The organism is Chryseobacterium lathyri, from assembly GCF_019970085.1.
Lineage (GTDB): Bacteria > Bacteroidota > Bacteroidia > Flavobacteriales > Weeksellaceae > Chryseobacterium > Chryseobacterium lathyri.
The window spans coordinates 18,941-35,912 of record NZ_JAHXYG010000008.1; the positions used below are offsets into that span (position 1 = coordinate 18,941).

13 protein-coding genes and 1 pseudogene are annotated in these 16,972 nt (G+C 37.4%); 5 read left to right on the forward strand and 9 right to left on the reverse strand.

Going from position 1 to position 16,972, the window contains the following annotated elements:
• Positions 1 to 2: 2 nt before the first annotated feature.
• Both LC418_RS20705 and LC418_RS20710 read left to right on the forward strand, forming a co-directional pair.
• Entirely contained in the window at positions 3 to 500 is a 498-nt protein-coding gene (locus LC418_RS20705; RefSeq protein WP_223560498.1) for a GNAT family N-acetyltransferase, read from the forward strand.
• Positions 501 to 519: 19 nt separating this feature from the next.
• Positions 520 to 1,638 (forward strand): FAD-dependent monooxygenase, encoded by a 1,119-nt coding sequence (locus LC418_RS20710; protein ID WP_223560499.1) that lies wholly within the window; start codon positions 520 to 522, stop codon positions 1,636 to 1,638.
• A 58-nt stretch (positions 1,639 to 1,696) separates the two neighbouring features.
• Here the strand turns inward: LC418_RS20710 and chrA are convergent, their stop codons facing one another.
• From chrA to kdsA, 6 genes are all read right to left on the reverse strand, one after another.
• On the reverse strand, positions 1,697 to 2,821 hold the full coding sequence (gene chrA / locus LC418_RS20715) for a chromate efflux transporter (RefSeq protein ID WP_223560500.1): 1,125 nt from the start codon (positions 2,819 to 2,821) through the stop codon (positions 1,697 to 1,699).
• Between the two features lie 173 nt (positions 2,822 to 2,994).
• Positions 2,995 to 5,784 (reverse strand): multicopper oxidase domain-containing protein, encoded by a 2,790-nt coding sequence (locus LC418_RS20720; RefSeq protein WP_223560501.1) that lies wholly within the window; start codon positions 5,782 to 5,784, stop codon positions 2,995 to 2,997.
• An 89-nt stretch (positions 5,785 to 5,873) separates the two neighbouring features.
• Positions 5,874 to 6,347 (reverse strand): DUF3347 domain-containing protein, encoded by a 474-nt coding sequence (locus LC418_RS20725; protein WP_223560502.1) that lies wholly within the window; start codon positions 6,345 to 6,347, stop codon positions 5,874 to 5,876.
• Positions 6,348 to 6,462: 115 nt separating this feature from the next.
• A complete protein-coding gene (locus tag LC418_RS20730; protein WP_223560503.1) occupies positions 6,463 to 6,843 on the reverse strand; it encodes an HYC_CC_PP family protein in 381 nt (126 codons plus the stop codon).
• 199 nt (positions 6,844 to 7,042) lie between these two features.
• Positions 7,043 to 9,247 carry a TonB-dependent receptor plug domain-containing protein gene (locus LC418_RS20735; protein WP_111960979.1) on the reverse strand — a complete coding sequence of 735 codons (2,205 nt, stop codon included), beginning with the start codon at positions 9,245 to 9,247 and terminating at the stop codon, positions 7,043 to 7,045.
• A 44-nt stretch (positions 9,248 to 9,291) separates the two neighbouring features.
• Entirely contained in the window at positions 9,292 to 10,101 is an 810-nt protein-coding gene (gene kdsA / locus LC418_RS20740; protein WP_111960978.1) for a 3-deoxy-8-phosphooctulonate synthase, read from the reverse strand.
• 159 nt (positions 10,102 to 10,260) lie between these two features.
• Here kdsA and LC418_RS20745 point away from each other — a divergent pair, with 159 nt between their 5' ends.
• The 3 genes from LC418_RS20745 to budA all read left to right on the forward strand — a co-directional run bounded on the left by LC418_RS20745 (position 10,261) and on the right by budA (position 12,852).
• Complete coding sequence (locus LC418_RS20745) at positions 10,261 to 11,163, forward strand: helix-turn-helix domain-containing protein (protein WP_223560504.1); 903 nt, start codon at positions 10,261 to 10,263, stop codon at positions 11,161 to 11,163.
• A gap of 70 nt (positions 11,164 to 11,233) precedes the next feature.
• Positions 11,234 to 12,016: an SDR family NAD(P)-dependent oxidoreductase gene (locus tag LC418_RS20750; RefSeq protein WP_223560505.1), complete on the forward strand. Its 783-nt coding sequence runs from the start codon at positions 11,234 to 11,236 to the stop codon at positions 12,014 to 12,016.
• A gap of 2 nt (positions 12,017 to 12,018) precedes the next feature.
• The gene (gene budA / locus LC418_RS20755) at positions 12,019 to 12,852 is read left to right on the forward strand and encodes an acetolactate decarboxylase (protein ID WP_223560506.1); all 834 of its coding nucleotides are present in this window, start codon (positions 12,019 to 12,021) and stop codon (positions 12,850 to 12,852) included.
• A gap of 72 nt (positions 12,853 to 12,924) precedes the next feature.
• Here budA and LC418_RS20760 read toward each other — a convergent pair whose 3' ends face one another.
• The 3 genes and pseudogenes from LC418_RS20760 to LC418_RS20770 all read right to left on the reverse strand — a co-directional run.
• The gene (locus LC418_RS20760; RefSeq protein WP_223560507.1) at positions 12,925 to 13,455 is read right to left on the reverse strand and encodes a DUF1697 domain-containing protein; all 531 of its coding nucleotides are present in this window, start codon (positions 13,453 to 13,455) and stop codon (positions 12,925 to 12,927) included.
• A gap of 99 nt (positions 13,456 to 13,554) precedes the next feature.
• Complete coding sequence (locus LC418_RS20765) at positions 13,555 to 15,036, reverse strand: LTA synthase family protein (RefSeq protein WP_223560508.1); 1,482 nt, start codon at positions 15,034 to 15,036, stop codon at positions 13,555 to 13,557.
• A gap of 104 nt (positions 15,037 to 15,140) precedes the next feature.
• Positions 15,141 to 16,972: pseudogene (locus tag LC418_RS20770) on the reverse strand (DUF2723 domain-containing protein); the annotation flags it as partial.

Below are 16,972 nucleotides of genomic sequence, written 5' to 3' on the forward strand. Positions count from 1 at the left end.
TAATGAATTACACCACAACATGGCTTACGGATACTACGCGGACGGAAGAACTGGTTAATTTCTTTATTGCCCATAAGACAGATTCCTATATCTCTCACGGAGAAATTATTTCAGGAAGAGCTTTAGATTCTGATCACTGGAATCCGGATCTTAAAGCAATATTGACTCATCAGTTTAATTCGGGTTTTGATGCTGATTATACATCAAAATTGAACATCCTGATTGCTGAAAATGACAAAGGAAAGATCATCGGAATGCTGATTTTCAACATTATTCGCGGATTTAAAAATTATGCAGTACTGGAAGATATGCTTTTAGATCAATCACTTAGAGGACAGTCTCTTGGAAGTACATTGCTGGAGAAGGCTGTAGAAGAGTCCAGAAACTGGAATATCAGCTTTATAATGCTGGAAAGCGGAATTGGCAATACAGGGGCCCATCATTTCTTCAATAAATACGGATTTAAAAAAGTATCTGAGAACTATATTTTAAGCCTTTAAAAAATAAATCCCAATTCTGATGGACACTATTTCAATCATAGGAGCTGGAATCGGCGGACTGGCTTTGGGAAATATCCTGAAGCAGCAGCATTATGATTTTACCATCTTTGAAGCTGCTCCTGAAATAAAACCTGTGGGAGCAGGAATCATGATGGCTGTTAATGCCATGCAGATCTTCGACAAACTAGGTTTAAAAGAAAAAATTGAAAATGCAGGAAATAAGGTCCATGGAATTTCCATTACCGACGAGTCTTTAAAACCCATCACAAAGACCAGTATTCTTGCCCTGGAAAAAAAATACAATTCCTGCAATGTAGCCATTCACAGAGCTGAACTACAGAGAATTCTGGCTGAAAATATCGGATATGAACATATTCAGCTCAATCATTCTTTAAGTAAGATTGAAAAGAAAGACAATCACTCCTTACATTTTGAAAATGGAATCCAGGCAGAAAGTAAAATAGTTTTTGGCGCAGACGGGATAAAATCTCAGATCAGAGATCAGATCGTGGAAACAGGAAACATCCGTAATGCAGGACAGAAATGCTGGCGCGGACTGGTAACATTTGATTTACCACAGCAGTTTGACCAGGAAGCCATTGAAATGTGGGGAAAAGGAAAGCGCTTCGGTTTTGTGAAGATTTCAGATACCAAGTTGTATTGGTATGCTTTGGTTAATGAAAAAAAAAACAAACGTTATTTGAAACTATGTGATTATTTTGAAGACTTTCATCCTCTTGTTTTGGACATTCTTGAAACAACTTTAGAAGAAAATATTATTCTTAATGATATTATTGACCTGTCTCCTATTCCTTCCTGGTATTCTGGTCACCTGTGTCTAATTGGAGATGCCGCCCACGCAACGACTCCTAATATGGGCCAGGGCGCTTGTCAGGCTATTGAAGATGCCTATATCATTGGAAGATTACTGGAAAAGAGCCATGATTTTAATGTTGTTTTTGAAGAATTCCAAAAGATAAGAAGGAAAAAGGTAGATTATATTGTTAATACCAGCTGGAGGATTGGAAAAATTTCGCAGTGGGAAAAGGGGAATACTTTACGTAATTTTTTTATGCGGCTGATTCCGGATATCACCAATCAAAAACTGGCAGAAAAGATAATCCGGCTGGAAATGTAAATTAATGGAAAAAAGAAAATGATTTGCAAATCCAGTAGAAACAGGAAAGGTCTTGCTATTACAGCAAATTCAAAACATATCCCAAAGACGATCCCAATAAAACAATCCAGACACTATTAATTTTTTTGAAGCTGAAACTTAGTAACAGACATATTACTGCTATAAGAACTGCCCGCCAGTCGCTAATGCTTTCTTTTGCCATCACATAGCAAACGGAAACAATTATCGCTACAGATGCTATATTCACAGCATCTAAAAATTTAGAAAAGAGATTTGAATTCCGCATCATTTTTACAATAGGATTTAATAATGCTACAAATATAAATGACGGTAAAAAAATACCAACTGTAGAAACTGCCGCTCCCGGCCAGCCGTTGATCTGATATCCAATAAATGCAACCGAAGAAAATACAGGCCCCGGCGTAAACTGTCCTACAGCAATTGCGTCTATGAGTTGCTGCCTTGTCAACAACCCTTTTTCTACCAGTTCGGCATCCAAAAAAGCAAATAATACATATCCGCTTCCATATAAAATAGACCCTATTTTAAGAAATGTCAGAAACAAACTTACATTAGCCGTTGAAAATAAATTGAAATCTGAAACCTGTAATATACCCAGGGGTAAAAAAGAACTGATTGTTTTCCTGTTTGAAAACAATGATAAAGCTATAGCTAATAGTCCGGCACCAAATAACAGCAATATTTCATTGACACCCATTAAAGCCAACACCAGTACCATAGCACCTATGATTCCAAGCTGTATACTTTTTAATGATTTTTTCGCCAGCGGTAAAATGGCTATCAGAATAATTGAAATAATAGCAGGTTTAATTCCATAAATAAATGGCTGAACTTCAGGAAGCTGACCGTATTCTTTATAAAGCCATGCAAAAAACAGCGTTATCATTACTGCCGGAAATATAAAGCATAATCCTGCCACAATCAAACCTCTCCAGCCGGCTCTGTCCTGCCCTATATGCATTGCCATTTCGGTACTGTTGGGGCCCGGAATAAGATTTGTAGCTCCCATCAGATCCAGGAAATGCTCTTCACTCATCCACTTTCGTTTAGCGACCACTTCCTGCTGCATCATGGCTATATGGGCGGCCGGACCACCAAATGCAGTAACTCCCAAAGTAATAAAAACACGTGCAAGTGTCTTCAGTTCATTATTTCTGTTCACGGCTTATAAGATTCTTATCTATTGGAAAATTACCACTCCAAAAATGCAGTAAAAATAACAGAAGCTGTTTGGTCTGGGTAATCCTGCTGATCATGATTAATTCATTTTATACAAAAATATATTATATTTTGAATACGAAAATAAAAAAGGAACCCGCATTGGGTTCCTTTTATCTAATAAGTCAGGGTAAGTCCGGCTCCCCAGCCTATTTCATTATCATAATTTCCGGAGACTGATAACCATTTTTGTAAAATATACCTTAAACCGGTTGAGAATTCTCCGTCTGAATTCAGAGAAAAATTTCCTCTTATTCTTCTGGAAATCGGAATATCTTCCCTGCTTAGTTCCAGCAATACTTTTCCGTTCTGGTCTACACTTGCATCTGCTGTAATCAGCATGGGTAAAAGATACTGTACCCCAACCATGAAAGCATATTTGTCTTTTGAAGCTTTCTGCTGTTCAAACCAGGTTTTCTTACCATGGAATTCCATGCCCATATCTTCGGCCATCTGTCTTTCCATGATCTCATGATTTTTTTGAATCCTGAAACCGGCATATGGAAGGGCCCACTGGAATTTCCCAAGGAATCTTCCGACTTTCATACTTCCTTCAAAATGATCAAAATCCCAGTTGGAATGAAACTCGTTCAAGTTGGCCCATCTCGGTCCGAACATAGTCATCGTTTCTGCATGTATTTTATTGCTTGCTATATCCAGCATAGCCATGGAACTGATCATTTTATTGTCTTTCAGAAAGTTTTTCCAGGCCAGTTTTCTGTCCGGTAACTGTGGATTGGGTTTTGAATTTTCATAGCTGAATATTCTTCCCATTCCGGCCATCATATGGTATAAAATATGGCAGTGGAAAAACCAGTCACCATCCTGATTCGCAGCAAACTCAATTGTATTGGTTTCCATTGGCATGATATCCACTACGTTTTTCAGCGGGGAATATTCTCCTTTTGAATTGATCAGTCTGAAATCGTGTCCGTGAAGGTGCATCGGGTGACGCATCATCGAATTGTTGTACATGGTAATTCTCAGGATCTCCCCTTTCTTTACAAGAATTTTATCTGTTTCCGTTACTGTTTTGTTATCCAGTGTCCACAGGTATTGATTCATGTTTCCTTCCAGGGTAAACTTTAGCTCTCTTACATTTTCATCAGGGAGAATAGTCTTTTCGGGAGATTTTAAAAGATTGTATGACAGCCTTTTGATCGATTTTTCTTCCTTCATATCCATTCCCGAATGTTGGGAATGATCTTCCTGCCTGCCTTGATCATCTTCTTTGGTTTTGACTCCCATCATTTCATTCATGTGCTTCATTGTCATTTTCCTTTGGCTTTCAGGAAGTTCGGGATACATCACTTCATTCATATCCATCATCTGGTTGCCCATCGTCATATTCATTGGTTTCATATTCCCACTCATTTCCATCATTCCGTTCATCATTTTCATTCCTTCAAAAAGCATCAACCTCGGCAGATTAGGCGCTTCTACTTTTTCACCGGAACCCAGCCACAGTGAAGCGTGTCCTACCCTGTCTTCCGATGTGGAACGGAATTCAAAACTTTTATTTTCCGGAATGGTTACCTCAATATCATAGGTTTCGGAAACCCCAACGATGAGACGGTCAACTTCTACCGGAACCACATCATTTCCGTCATTTCCTATTACTTTTATTTTTCCGCCACCATAATTCAGCCAGAAATAGGTGGATGATCCGCCATTGGCAACTCTTAATCTCACTTTATCGCCGGCTTTCAGATTGGAATAATCAGAGCTTGGAAGTCCGTTGATCAGGAATTTATCGTAATAAACGTCACTCACATCCATAGCCTCCATTCTTTTCCATTCATTCAGGGCTTTTGTTCCAAAATTGCCGGATTTAATGGCTTCCCAATAACTCTGTACTGCATTTTTCTTAATCGCATACCAGTCTGTGTTGGCCATATGAAGTCTTCTTGCGATTTGCATCGGGTCTTCATCGCTCCAGTCTCCTAATAATACTGGTATTTCAGCATTATACAATGGTTTCGGATCTCCTTCTCTTTTATTAAATACCAGAATTCCGTTCATCCCGATCTGTTCCTGCAATGCTTCATGGGAATGATACCAGTACGTCCCGTTTTGGGATACTCTGAATTTATATAAATGAGTTTCTCCGGGTGTTACAGGTTTTGTGGTAAGGTATGGAACCCCATCCTGCTCATTGGGAAGGATCACACCATGCCAGTGAAGTCCTGTATTTTCTTTGAGCATATTGTGAAGATAGATCTCAGCAGTATCCCCTTCCGTAAAATATAAGGTGGGAGCCTGCAGTTTTCCGTTGATTGCAATGGCTCTTCGGTTTTTTCCTGTAAAATTGACAACCGTATCTTTTACATACAGATCATATCTCACTGTTTTTCCACCAAAAGTTACTTTTCCGTTTTCCGAGTTTCTTTTGAATACAGATTGATCTGTTTTCGTCTCTTCCACAACAGCATGCTGATGGTTCTCTTTTTCTACCAGTTCCATTCCGCATTTTGGACACTTTCCCGGTTTGTCTGAAGTGACTTCAGGATGCATGGGACAAGTGTAGACAGCAGCAGCCTGAGATTTTGATTGAGACTTAGAAGCTTTAGGCTGAGGATTAAGTTTTGTTTCAGGTTTATCTTTTCTGACTTCCTGAACCTTTGGCTTTGCAATAACCTTTACCTTAGTCTTAGGCTGAATTTTAGTTTTATCCTTATGGGTCTTAATTTCTGTAGGCTTTTGTACTGCTTTCTTTTCGGGCTGTGGCGTAGCTTTCGGTTGTACCACAACGGTTTTCTTCACCAGCGTCATTTTGCACTTCGGGCAGTCTCCGGGTTTGGAAGATACTACCTCAGGATGCATGGGACAGGTATAATAAGTTTTTGTTGTTTGCGCGAAAGTAAAAACAGAGAACAAAAGCACCAGAAATATGATTAGCTTTTTCATAATATTCCGAACTTTAAAAAAGATGCATAAATTAAAGTAAAATATAACTTAAGATATACAACCTATTATTTTAAAATTAAATACAATAATTATTTTATTTCTGACTTTACACTTCCGCAAGAAAGCATAGATTTTCCGTAGTAAGGATTAACGATTTGTTTTTCATCGCTTAACCAACTGGAATCGGCCATTGGGCAATATTGTACGTAAACCGGTTTTTCTGAAAGCTTAAATTCTTTTGTTAAAGCAATCATATTCTCAGAAAGGTTGGAAAAGGTTTCTCTCTGCGCTGTAATATTTCGGGCATCAGAGATTACTGTGGCATCTTTTCTTAAAATATTAAGGTTACCTTCAGAAACCATTTTATAATCAACTGCTGAGGCTGTTTTGATAAATTCTGCCGCTGCTTTTGAGGTTTTATCCGAATCGTCGGAAGCCAAAGCTGATTTAATGGCAATATAACTCTGATACAGTTTTGTAACCTGAGCGTCTTTTTTAGACTGTGCAGAAAGTGAAATGATTGAGAATAAAGATAATGCTGCTGTAATGATATACTTTTTCATTGTTTTAAATTTTAGAATTAATTTTTAATAAAGAATAATTGAAACGCATGATGCGTTGAGCCGTGTTGTCTACGAAGGAATGATCATCTGATTCATACCAGACAACAGACGGATCTTAAATTCTAAAATTACAATGATTGATATAGATAGGAACAGGCCTGTATTCAGGTGGCCCGTTGATTCTTATCTGGGTAAATTTTGTAGCCGAAAAAGATTTGTCAACAAAGAAAAACTGGTGTTGTGGTAAATCCGGAACAATCTGACTTAAAAAATTAATCATCAGCAGATCGGATTTCTGAGAATCATCTACTTTTACGACCTTAATTTCAGTTTTACAGCATCCTTTTTTTTCTTTGACACCACATTTGCCACAAATATCTGAGGTTTTCTGGCTTACAGAAACAAATTCCTCCATACAGAAATGTACGCTGAAAGCTGCTCCGGAAGAGAATCCAAAGTAGAAAACAGAAAATAGTATGGCAAGAATCTTTTTCATTGATAAGACAAAGGTAAAAATATCCCGGACACCACTGTTATAAAATTCAGTATACTTGTTATAAAATTCTGCTTAATAAAAAAGCTTCTGAATATTCAGAAGCCTTTTTTATTTTTTACTCTCACTGATTTTACAGATTGATCAGATTTTAATTGTTTAGCAAATTCTAATTTCTAAAATCTAACTTCTAACCTCTATTCTACAGTTTGAATTCAAGTTTTACATTAAAGAAACGTCCTGTAAGACGTACCGGGACTGGATACATTACACTTGAATTATAATCTGTGATCCATTGATTGGCAACGGTATTATTAATGTTAAATGCATTGAAAACCTGGACCCCTAAGGTTAATTCTTCAAAATTACCCCAGAAACCGGAACGTTTTTTCTTGTCTTTGGAATCAATGAATACTTTTGAAAGTCCTAAATCCACTCTTTTATAAGCAGGTAATGTTTTCTGGTACTGGTAAGGATCGGTAAAAACAGGTGCGCCGTTCGGAAGTCCCATAGCATATACCAAGGTAAGGTTGACACGCATCGATGGAAATTTAGGCATATAATCCTGATAGAACATCGCAAATCTGAATCTCTGATCGGTAGGTCTCGGAATATTTCCTCTTCCGTCAATATTTTCGTATACCCTAGCATAACTTGCAGATAGCCACGAATCTACACCCGGAACAAATTCCCCGAATAACCTGGTATCAATTCCATAGGCATATCCTGAAGCATTATTTTTTCCTGAATAGCGGATTCTTACATTATCCATATAATAAGGAATCAGATCATCCATTTTCTTATAATAGGCTTCTGTAGTCAGCTTAAATGGTCTGTCATACATGTAGAACTCATAGTCGTTGGCAAGAATTAACTGTATGGAACGCTGAGATTTTATATCGGAATTGAAATTTCCGTCAAGATCTTTGATCTCTTTGTAGAAAGGAGCCTGGTAATAGATCCCTCCGGAAAGTTTGAAAAGCATATCCGTATCCCAGTCAGGCTTTATCGCAAACTGAAATCTTGGTGAAAAGATCGTTTCTTTATTGAAGCTCCAGTTTGAAACTCTGGCTCCGGCATTAAGGAATACTTTGCTGGCTCCCCAGTAAAATTTCTGGGAATACTGCGCATAAGCAGACAGTCTTGAAGGTTCTATTTTATTTTTCCCTGCAATCTGATAAAACAGCTCCAGATCTCCCGATTCTCCTGTCCTAGGATCATCAATAGGACGCGGAATACTGTATCCTGCATTGTCTACCAACTTCCATTCGTTGGTATTGTCATTCAGGTTTTCTTTTTCGTATTTAAATCCGACTTCAATGTCGGTATTAATATTCGGAGAAAATTTTGCTCTGAACTGTGTTCCGTAAGTTCTTACAAACAGGTCATTCCTCGCATGTTCTATCTGCCCGCCACCATCAAAAGAAGGGTTGGGTGCTCCTGTCACAATATCAAAAGTCTGGATCTCATAGCTTGAAGCAATAGAATAATATTCTTTTTCTCTGTTCTGATACGCAAAACTGTCCAATGTAAATTTCCATTGGTCCGAAGGCTTATAGTTCAGGGAAAAAGTTCCCATCATATTTTTGTACATATCCTGCTCCCTTCCACCATAACCAATGTTTACCGTAATTGGCTGCTGAAGGCTTCCAAAAGTGACGCTCTTGGCTTTCGGAACCATTTCATAATCGTTCTTGGAGTAGTACCCAATGAACGACATGGAGAATTTATCGTTGAGATGATAGTTGATATAAGACTGGAAATCCCAATAGGTAGGATTAAAATCCGTATCCTCATTCAGGGTATTCAGAACAAGGTTAGTATTTCTGTATCTTCCTGAAAATAAAGCAGTCAGTTTTTTATTCTTTGATGCCAAACCGGCTGTTAGTCTTCCGCCAATTAAACTTGCTTCTCCTGAAAGTTCAAATTTTTCAGGTTCGCGGTAGTAAATATTCAGTGCTGAAGACATTTTATCGCCGTATTTCGGCTCGAATCCTCCGGCAGAGAAATTGACCGTCGAAACCATATCAGGATTGATGATGCTCATCCCTTCCTGCTGTGAATTTCTGATCAGAAAAGGTCTGTAGATCTCAATATCATTGATGTAGATAAGGTTTTCATCATAGTTTCCGCCACGTACCATATATTGGGAAGACAATTCGGTATTAGAGTTTACGGAAGGAAGGGTTTTAAGAAGACCTTCAATTCCTCCCCCTATGGTAGCGATTCCTTTTGCATCTTTTGCGGAGATTTTTACATTGGTAATGTCATTTGTTTTCCCGATCACTTTTTTCTGGAAAACGACTTCCTCAATATCGGTTACTCTATCCGCAGTATCTTTTTTTCTGTTTTGAGAGAAAATAAGCACGGGAACCATAAGGCTTAGTGGTAAAACTAGTTTTTTCAAAAGAAATATTTTAAGAATTTCTAAAAATAGGGATTTTTTAACAATTACAAAATCGATTCTCTAATTCTTGTTAATTTCTGTAACAAATCTTCCAATAAATCTAATCTTAACATGTTGGCTCCGTCTGACAAAGCGGTTTCCGGTGTAGGATGGGTCTCAATAAAAATTCCGTCTGCTCCTACAGCAATCCCTGCTTTGGCTACCGTTTCTATAAGATCGGGTCTTCCACCCGTAACTCCGGAACTCTGGTTAGGCTGCTGCAATGAATGGGTAACGTCCAGTATAACCGGCGCATACTGTCTCATGGTAGGAATACCTCTGTAATCTACAATCAGGTCCGTATATCCGAAGGAATTTCCTCTTTCAATAATAGCCACTTTCTGGTTATTGGAGTCTGTAATTTTCTGAACGGCAAATTTCATAGATTCAGGAGAAAGGAACTGCCCTTTTTTCAGGGTCACACATTTTCCGGTTTCTGCCGCAGCCACTAAAAGGTCGGTCTGGCGTACTAAAAATGCAGGAATCTGAAGTACATCAACATACTGTGCAGCCAGCGCAGCATGCTCATTTTCATGAATATCCGTTGTAGTAGGAATATTAAAGGTCTCTCCTACTTTTCTAAGAATTTCCAGAGATTTTTCTTCACCAATAGTTGTGAAAGAATCTACACGGCTTCTATTTGCTTTTTTAAAGCTACCTTTAAAAATATATGGAATATTGTATTTGTCTGTTAAGCTTATTACTTTTTCTGCTATTCTCAATGCCATATCTTCGCCTTCAATGATACATGGACCGGCAATAAGGAAAAAGTTTTTTGAATCTTTGTGATGAATATTATCTAAATACTGGATCATTTTTATGTAAATTAAAAAGTTCAGTAAAAATACTTATAAAGTTTCAGAATCGGAAATTATTTGAAGGCTTTAACCATTCCTAGAATTATGACGAAATTTTAATTATTCATCTACTTGAAATTGTCCTGCTTGTATTTTATTATTTTATAACTTTATACTATGAAACCGAGAGAAACTTTGGAAGAATTTTATATTCTGCACGGAAAAGAACATGATCAGGATGCTCACTGCAATGTATACCGCAGAGAGGATTTTGAATGCAGCAAGAACTTAAAACCTGTTTACCGCAGAGATTTTTATAAAGTATCCATGATGTGCGAAGGAACAGGCATATTAAGTTATGCTGATAAATTCATCAAAATTGATAAGCCTTCGATTGTATTTCTCAACCCGTTGATCCCTTATTCCTGGGAGCCTACCTCTTCAGTACAGACCGGCTATTTTTGTCTTTTTACAGAAGAATTTGTAAGCTCTGAACTTAAAAATGAGAGTCTGTCTCAATCGGTTTTATTTAAAGCAGGAGGAGATCATGTGTTTTTTCCTGATGAAGCCAGCATACAACTGTTGAAAAATGTATATGAAAACATGCTGAATGAGGCTCAGTCGAATTATGATAATAAGTACAGCCTCCTCAGAAATTACATACAGATCATTATGCATGAAGCAATGAAGATACAGCCACCTCAAACGTATGCTCAACATTCGAATGCTTCCGAACGCATCAGTATGTTATTTTTAGAACTTCTGGACCATCAGTTCCCGGTTAGTTTGGATAATGTCATGCTACTAAAAAATGCAAATGAATTTGCTACCCAGCTGAACATACATACTAACCATCTGAATAAAGCTCTTAAAGAAACAACGGGCAAAACTACCTCAGAATGGATTGCCGGACGGGTCATGAAGGAAGCAAAATCTTTACTCCAGTTCAGCAATTGGAGTGTCAATGAAATTGCTTATTGCCTTGGGTTTGAACATACTTCCAATTTTATTATTTCTTTCAAGAAAAAGACGGGAGATTCTCCTAATCAGTTCAGAAAAAGAATCCTTTCCAAATCATAACCTTTGATTTGTTCTGCATAACTATTTTATTCCAGTACCGTCGAACTTTGTGTCATCTAAATAACAAATTATGACACATCCAACTTTTCAAGGAAAAACAGCACTCATTACGGGAGGTACTACAGGCATTGGGCTGGCTGCTGCGGAATTATTTTTAAAAAATGGTGCACAGGTCGTTATTGCCGGCCGTAGAGAGGAACAGGGAAATGCGGCTATAGAAAAACTGCGCTCAAGAGATCACAAAATACATTTTGTACAGACAGATGTTTCAAAGAGCGATCAGGTTCAGCATCTGATTAATGAAACCGTCAGACATTTCGGAAAATTGGATGTAGCATTCAATAATGCCGGAATTGAAGGGCAGTTTTCAACGATTGACAATACCTCTGAAGAGGAATATGACAGGGTTATGAACATCAATACAAAAGGTGTATGGCTGGCCTGCAAATATGAAATTGAACAGTTTAAAAAGCAGGGAACCGGCGGAACAATTGTCAATACTTCTTCATGGCTGGCCAGAGGAGCATCTTCCGGTTCAGCCATTTATTCAGCAAGTAAAGCTGCAATAGATGGGCTAACAAAAGCACTGACCATTGAAACGGCATCTGAAGGTATACGGATCAACAGTATCCAGCCGGGATATATCCGTACTCCAATGTTTGACAGATTTTTTCCGGGAGACAATGCTGACGAAGCAATAGAACCATTTAAAAAGCATGCTCCGATAGGACGTTTTGCAGCTCCTGAAGAAGTGGCGGAACTGGTTTTGTGGCTCAGCAGCCCTGCAGCTTCTTTTATAATGGGCGAAAGTATTCTGGTAGACGGAGGTTTAGCCATTGGAGGACAACGATAAAAATGAAAAATATCTTTTATTTCATTTTATGGGCAGCAAGTAATCACTTCAATGCCCAGCAGACAGATCACAGCAATTCTTTACTCAAAAATCCAGCAACAGATCACACAATGAAATCATTAAAACACAATCACCTGTACCAGTATGGGATTGCAGAGGCATTTATAGGCGGGCTTTACAAGGGAACACTTTCTCTGGAAGATTTAAAATCAAAAGGTGATTTTGGATTGGGAGCACCTGATATGCTGGACGGAGAGCTTACGATATTGGATGGAAAAGTATATCAAACGAAGGCTACAGGCCTGACTATTACACCCGGCGACCAGTTTAAAACATCTTTGATTTTTGTTACTTTCTTCAAACCGGATCATATTTTCACCATTAAAAATAAAGTAGATTATCAATCGGCTTTACGGGAAATAAGTAATATTCTTTCACATAAAAATTCAATGTTTGCCGTAAAAATAACGGGGAAATTTACCCATGTGAAGACCAGAGCTTTCCCTCCTGTGGAAAAAGAACCGTTTCCTGCTTTAACTTCTATTGCTGATAAACAAAAAATATTTGACTTTTCGGATACCGAAGGTACTCTGGTTGGTTTTTATCTTCCTGAATATTTAAACGGGATCAACGTCAAAGGTTTTCACTTCCATTTTATCTCATCAGATGGAAAGCAGGGCGGCCATGTCCTGGATTTTGAAGGTGAGAATTTAAAAGCAGAAGTAGCCGTATTGAAAAGTTTCAACCTTGAAACTTCTGACAATAAGGATTTCCAAAATTTTCAGTTTGAACAGAAAAAAAATGAATCTTTAGAACATTTGGAGCAGAGAAGATAATCCGGCCCCATTCAAATACTTTTTAAATCTTAAAAGCAGGCTTCATATTATAATAATATGGAGCCTGTTATTTTATATTCCCATTTTTTTCAAAATCTTTTCAAAAGTATTGATGTTGCGGCTGGTGAATTGATCTTTAAGGCTTTTCTTTCCCAGAACTTTACCAAAAGAGGAATCTAAAGTATTTCCTTTCGGGACCTGCCAGTAAAATATTTCTCCAACAATCTCCGCTTTCTCGTTTTCAGTTTTGGAAGCAGCTTCGAATTCTGTCATCAAAACATTTTCTATTCCCGGATTTCCTACAAAAGCATAGATATGCAGATCATCCTTTTTCTCAAAAGGAATGCTGTTCCAGAAAACCTGTGTTTCTTCCTGCGATTTTATGAATAAGAAAGCTTCGTAAGAAAAACGATCAGACATTGCTTTTTCTAAAATTTTCTTTAAATCTTCTGTGTTTTTATCAGAAGTGAATACAATATTTCCCGAGGCTAATATTGAACTTACATCCAACATTCCGGCGTCTTTAAAAACCTGGCATACATCAGCCATTTTCATATTGGTTCCTTTTACGTTGACACCACGGAGAAAAGCACAGTATTTCATATTTTTAGGAATTAGATAGGTATTAGGTTGCAGGGTTTTAAGGTATAAGAGTTTGTACTTCTTCCCTCTTTTCCATCAATCTTTAAATTTTTCAATCTTTTAATCATTCTTAATATATAAATTATAATCCGTTCCGGATGGCTTAAGATGATAAATCTTTTCCAGGATAGGATTATCACTTTTCAGATTGTCTTTTATCCTGAATTCTTTCATCAGCTTATAATGTGTCTGGTAGTACACAGCATCATTTCCTTTAAATAAGTTCTTGTAGGAAAGAAGATATTTTGGTTTCCTGCTTTTTACGGTATTGATCCAGTAATGGGCTTTGTCTTTTTTTATTTCCGTCTGGATCTGCTTGTCTACCAATCCTACTTCATCAATCGTTTTTAATCCTGAAAAATAAGGTACATAGCCCGCAGGTTCCAAAAGTATCCACTGGCTTTTATCTTTCTCGAAAGTATCCAAAAACAGTCCTATCTCTCTGCGGTAATTCCACTCTCCGTGTCCTGTAGCAATGGCATGCATAGTTTGGAAAGCCAGCATTGGAACTATATAAAATACTATTAATAAGGATAGCCATACATTTCTCCTCTCTTTCTGCTCCAAAACAAAAATAAGAATGGGAACAAAAAGCAACAGCTGTGGCACCCAATAGTACCAGTCAAATAAGCTTTTTTGGGAGATAAAAATAATTTGCTTTACCCAACCGAAAATAAAAATCATCCATAAGAAATAATTCCTCTTTTCTCTCTGTCTTACAAGATAAATAAAGCACAGCAACTCAAAGATTAGTATAATGATGGTTACCGGATTGAAGTTTCCGGGAAGTTTTAGCATTCCCCAGAAATTGCCGAAGCTTACCAGAAAGTAATTGAGGTTTTGTGCAAAAGTAAAATCATGTTCATAAAGAAGCTTTTTGGCCACAATGGTATTATTAACCAGCTCTCCAAAATACAGCCAGTTAAAAGACAATACAGATAAAACACCTAGCATTCCTCCAAAGACATATTGCCATCTGATTTTTCTGTTCCAAAAAATATCGACAAGAAATACAATTCCAAGAAAAATGACCGTATCAATCCTTGTAAACATAATCAAAACCGGCAAAAGAATCAGTGCCCATCTTTTGTTTTTACTGAAACCGTAATACAGAAGCGCCATTTCCAGAAAGAAAAGTATCCCGTATTCCATTCCAAGAATAGAAATTTTAATGGAAGGCGGCAATATTCCGATTAAAAATATAAAAATAGCTTTATGCCACGGATTCTTAAGGGTCAGATGCGCAAGAAGCAATGTTCCTATGGTAAAAAGTATGGAATTGAAGGTCAACAGGGGTTCAATAAAATATTCTTTTCCTAAGATCAGATTGAATATATAAGACACAAAAACATACAGATGTGTGGTAGAAGCTGAAATTTTGGTCTCTCCGTTGAAACCTATTACACCATAATCTAACAGGTTTTGGGCTACCCTCCAGGTAATGAATGCATCTTCCTGAATATAGTGAGTCAATAAAAAAAGAAGTTTGAAAACAACCGTAAAAATCACGGCATAGATTGGGAGTCTATTATTTTGAGCCATCACGCATTTTTAATATCACAAATATAATCTTAAATTTATGAATCCAATGACAAAAAAAACGGAACTAAAAGTCCCGTTTTTTTAAAATATTTTATTAATATTTTTTATTGTGTTGCTTTAATAATTGCTGTAGTGATCTGCTCCTCTTTTTCTTTTGAATAGGTAGAATCAAAAGGTTCCATCACATCGAACAAATACTGGTAAAAAGGTGAAATCTTCTGGATATTTTCAGATTCTTTCCTTGCCTTTTCTTTACCCATCTGCTGAAGATCTTTGAGGAAAGTGTTGAACTTCTTATCAATCGGTTCTATAGATTTTACCAGGTAAGCATATGCCTTTTCATCTTGTCCCAATTTCTTATAAGCATCTGTAACAGCAGCTACTACAAGAGAATATTCCATTGGTTTGGATCTCATCTGTCTTCTTGCAAAATTTTGATCAGCCGGTGAAAGACTCAGATAGTAATCGTACTCTTCAAAAATACCTTTTTTCAGGATTTCTGCCAGCTGCAGACCTTTCTTCTCCTGTCCTGCAATGATATATCCGGTGACCATAGAGCTTAATGAACGTGGATCATTAAATTTCTCAGCAGGAATTTCTTTTGAGGCAAGGTCTAATAATTCTATAGCTTTAGCTTTCTGTCCTTTTAATGCCAATGCTGAAGCTGCTCTGCTTGCTGACATTCTGTAGCTCATAATGTTCGAAGTAGCAGTTTCATCAAAATGAGTATTCAGGTCTTTAAAATTCCCCCATCTGAAGTTCTTCACAACATTATATAAAGAATTAGTATCCACTCTTCCCATATCTCCATCTGCGTTCTCCTTGGTATGGATAGGAACTAATCTATAGCTGAATCCGTCAAACTGAAGGTATTCATTCAGATAGAAAATATTTTCACTGTCATAAATTCCTCCTGATGAGAAGCTAATAGGACGCTTCCAGTCGAAATTGGCCAGCATATCCAGCATGATCAGGTTATTTTTATATAGCGTGTTTCCTTTATAGGTAATCATGATCTGGTTCACTACATCCGGAAGATCCGCCTGGGTGATAATTCCTGCTTTTAATGCATTTTCTTTGTTAACCGGAAGAATGAACTTGTTTACCGGAAGAATATTATATTTCTCAAACTTTTCTTCCCCGAAGTACATTTTTAAAAGCTCATCTTTTTCAGGAGATTTGAATTTGATAAAGTCAACAGCCTCTTTCAATGTCAGTGAATCCTGTGTAAGGTATTTTCTGAAGGCTCCGAATTGTGTATCAGGGACACCCTGTTCTTTCAGCATAGAGAAAACTCCTTCCCAGTCTTCTTTCTTCATCATGTAGATCTGGTCGTTTACACCGTCTCTGTAGTCCTCGTGAGTCAGTTCACTTGGAATTCCTGCTGCATTATATGTTTTTCTCTTTACCTGATCTAGGTTCCACGGAGTTGAAGCAAGGGTAAAGTTAACCACCTTCACATCATCTCTGAATCTTTCCGTTTCCTGAATAGCCCATACCGGGTACGTGTCATTATCTCCATAAACAAATAAAATATCGTTTTTAGGAAGTGACTTTAATACTGAATAGGCATAATCATAAGCGGTATATCTGTTGCTTCTGTCGTGTACATTGTAGTTCTGGAAACCCATCATAAAAGGGACACCCAATAAAACTACTCCTAAAGCGATGTTTGCTCCGTTTGATTTTATCTTAGACTGGATAAACCATAAAATGGCTCCTGCTCCAAGGCCAATCCAGATCGCAAATGCATAAAAGGAACCGACCATCGCATAATCTCTTTCTCTCGGTTCGAAAGGTTTCACGCCGGTGTAGAAAATAATTCCGACACTTGTTAAAATAAATAATGAAAGCAGTGCATAGAATCTTCCAAAGTCCCTGTTCAGCTGGAAAAAGAAACCGATCAATCCTAAGATTAAGGGTAAAAAGAAGAATT

What these genes read in the sequence shown, in the direction of transcription:
- LC418_RS20705 (WP_223560498.1), top strand. Translation starts at nt 3, where the DNA reads ATGAATTACACCACAACATGGCTTACGGATACTACGCGGACGGAAGAA.
- LC418_RS20710 (WP_223560499.1), top strand. Translation starts at nt 520, where the DNA reads ATGGACACTATTTCAATCATAGGAGCTGGAATCGGCGGACTGGCTTTG.
- LC418_RS20720 (WP_223560501.1), bottom strand. Translation starts at nt 5,784, where the DNA reads ATGAAAAAGCTAATCATATTTCTGGTGCTTTTGTTCTCTGTTTTTACT.
- LC418_RS20725 (WP_223560502.1), bottom strand. Translation starts at nt 6,347, where the DNA reads ATGAAAAAGTATATCATTACAGCAGCATTATCTTTATTCTCAATCATT.
- LC418_RS20730 (WP_223560503.1), bottom strand. Translation starts at nt 6,843, where the DNA reads ATGAAAAAGATTCTTGCCATACTATTTTCTGTTTTCTACTTTGGATTC.
- kdsA (WP_111960978.1), bottom strand. Translation starts at nt 10,101, where the DNA reads ATGATCCAGTATTTAGATAATATTCATCACAAAGATTCAAAAAACTTT.
- LC418_RS20745 (WP_223560504.1), top strand. Translation starts at nt 10,261, where the DNA reads ATGAAACCGAGAGAAACTTTGGAAGAATTTTATATTCTGCACGGAAAA.
- LC418_RS20750 (WP_223560505.1), top strand. Translation starts at nt 11,234, where the DNA reads ATGACACATCCAACTTTTCAAGGAAAAACAGCACTCATTACGGGAGGT.
- budA (WP_223560506.1), top strand. Translation starts at nt 12,019, where the DNA reads ATGAAAAATATCTTTTATTTCATTTTATGGGCAGCAAGTAATCACTTC.
- LC418_RS20760 (WP_223560507.1), bottom strand. Translation starts at nt 13,455, where the DNA reads ATGAAATACTGTGCTTTTCTCCGTGGTGTCAACGTAAAAGGAACCAAT.
- LC418_RS20765 (WP_223560508.1), bottom strand. Translation starts at nt 15,036, where the DNA reads ATGGCTCAAAATAATAGACTCCCAATCTATGCCGTGATTTTTACGGTT.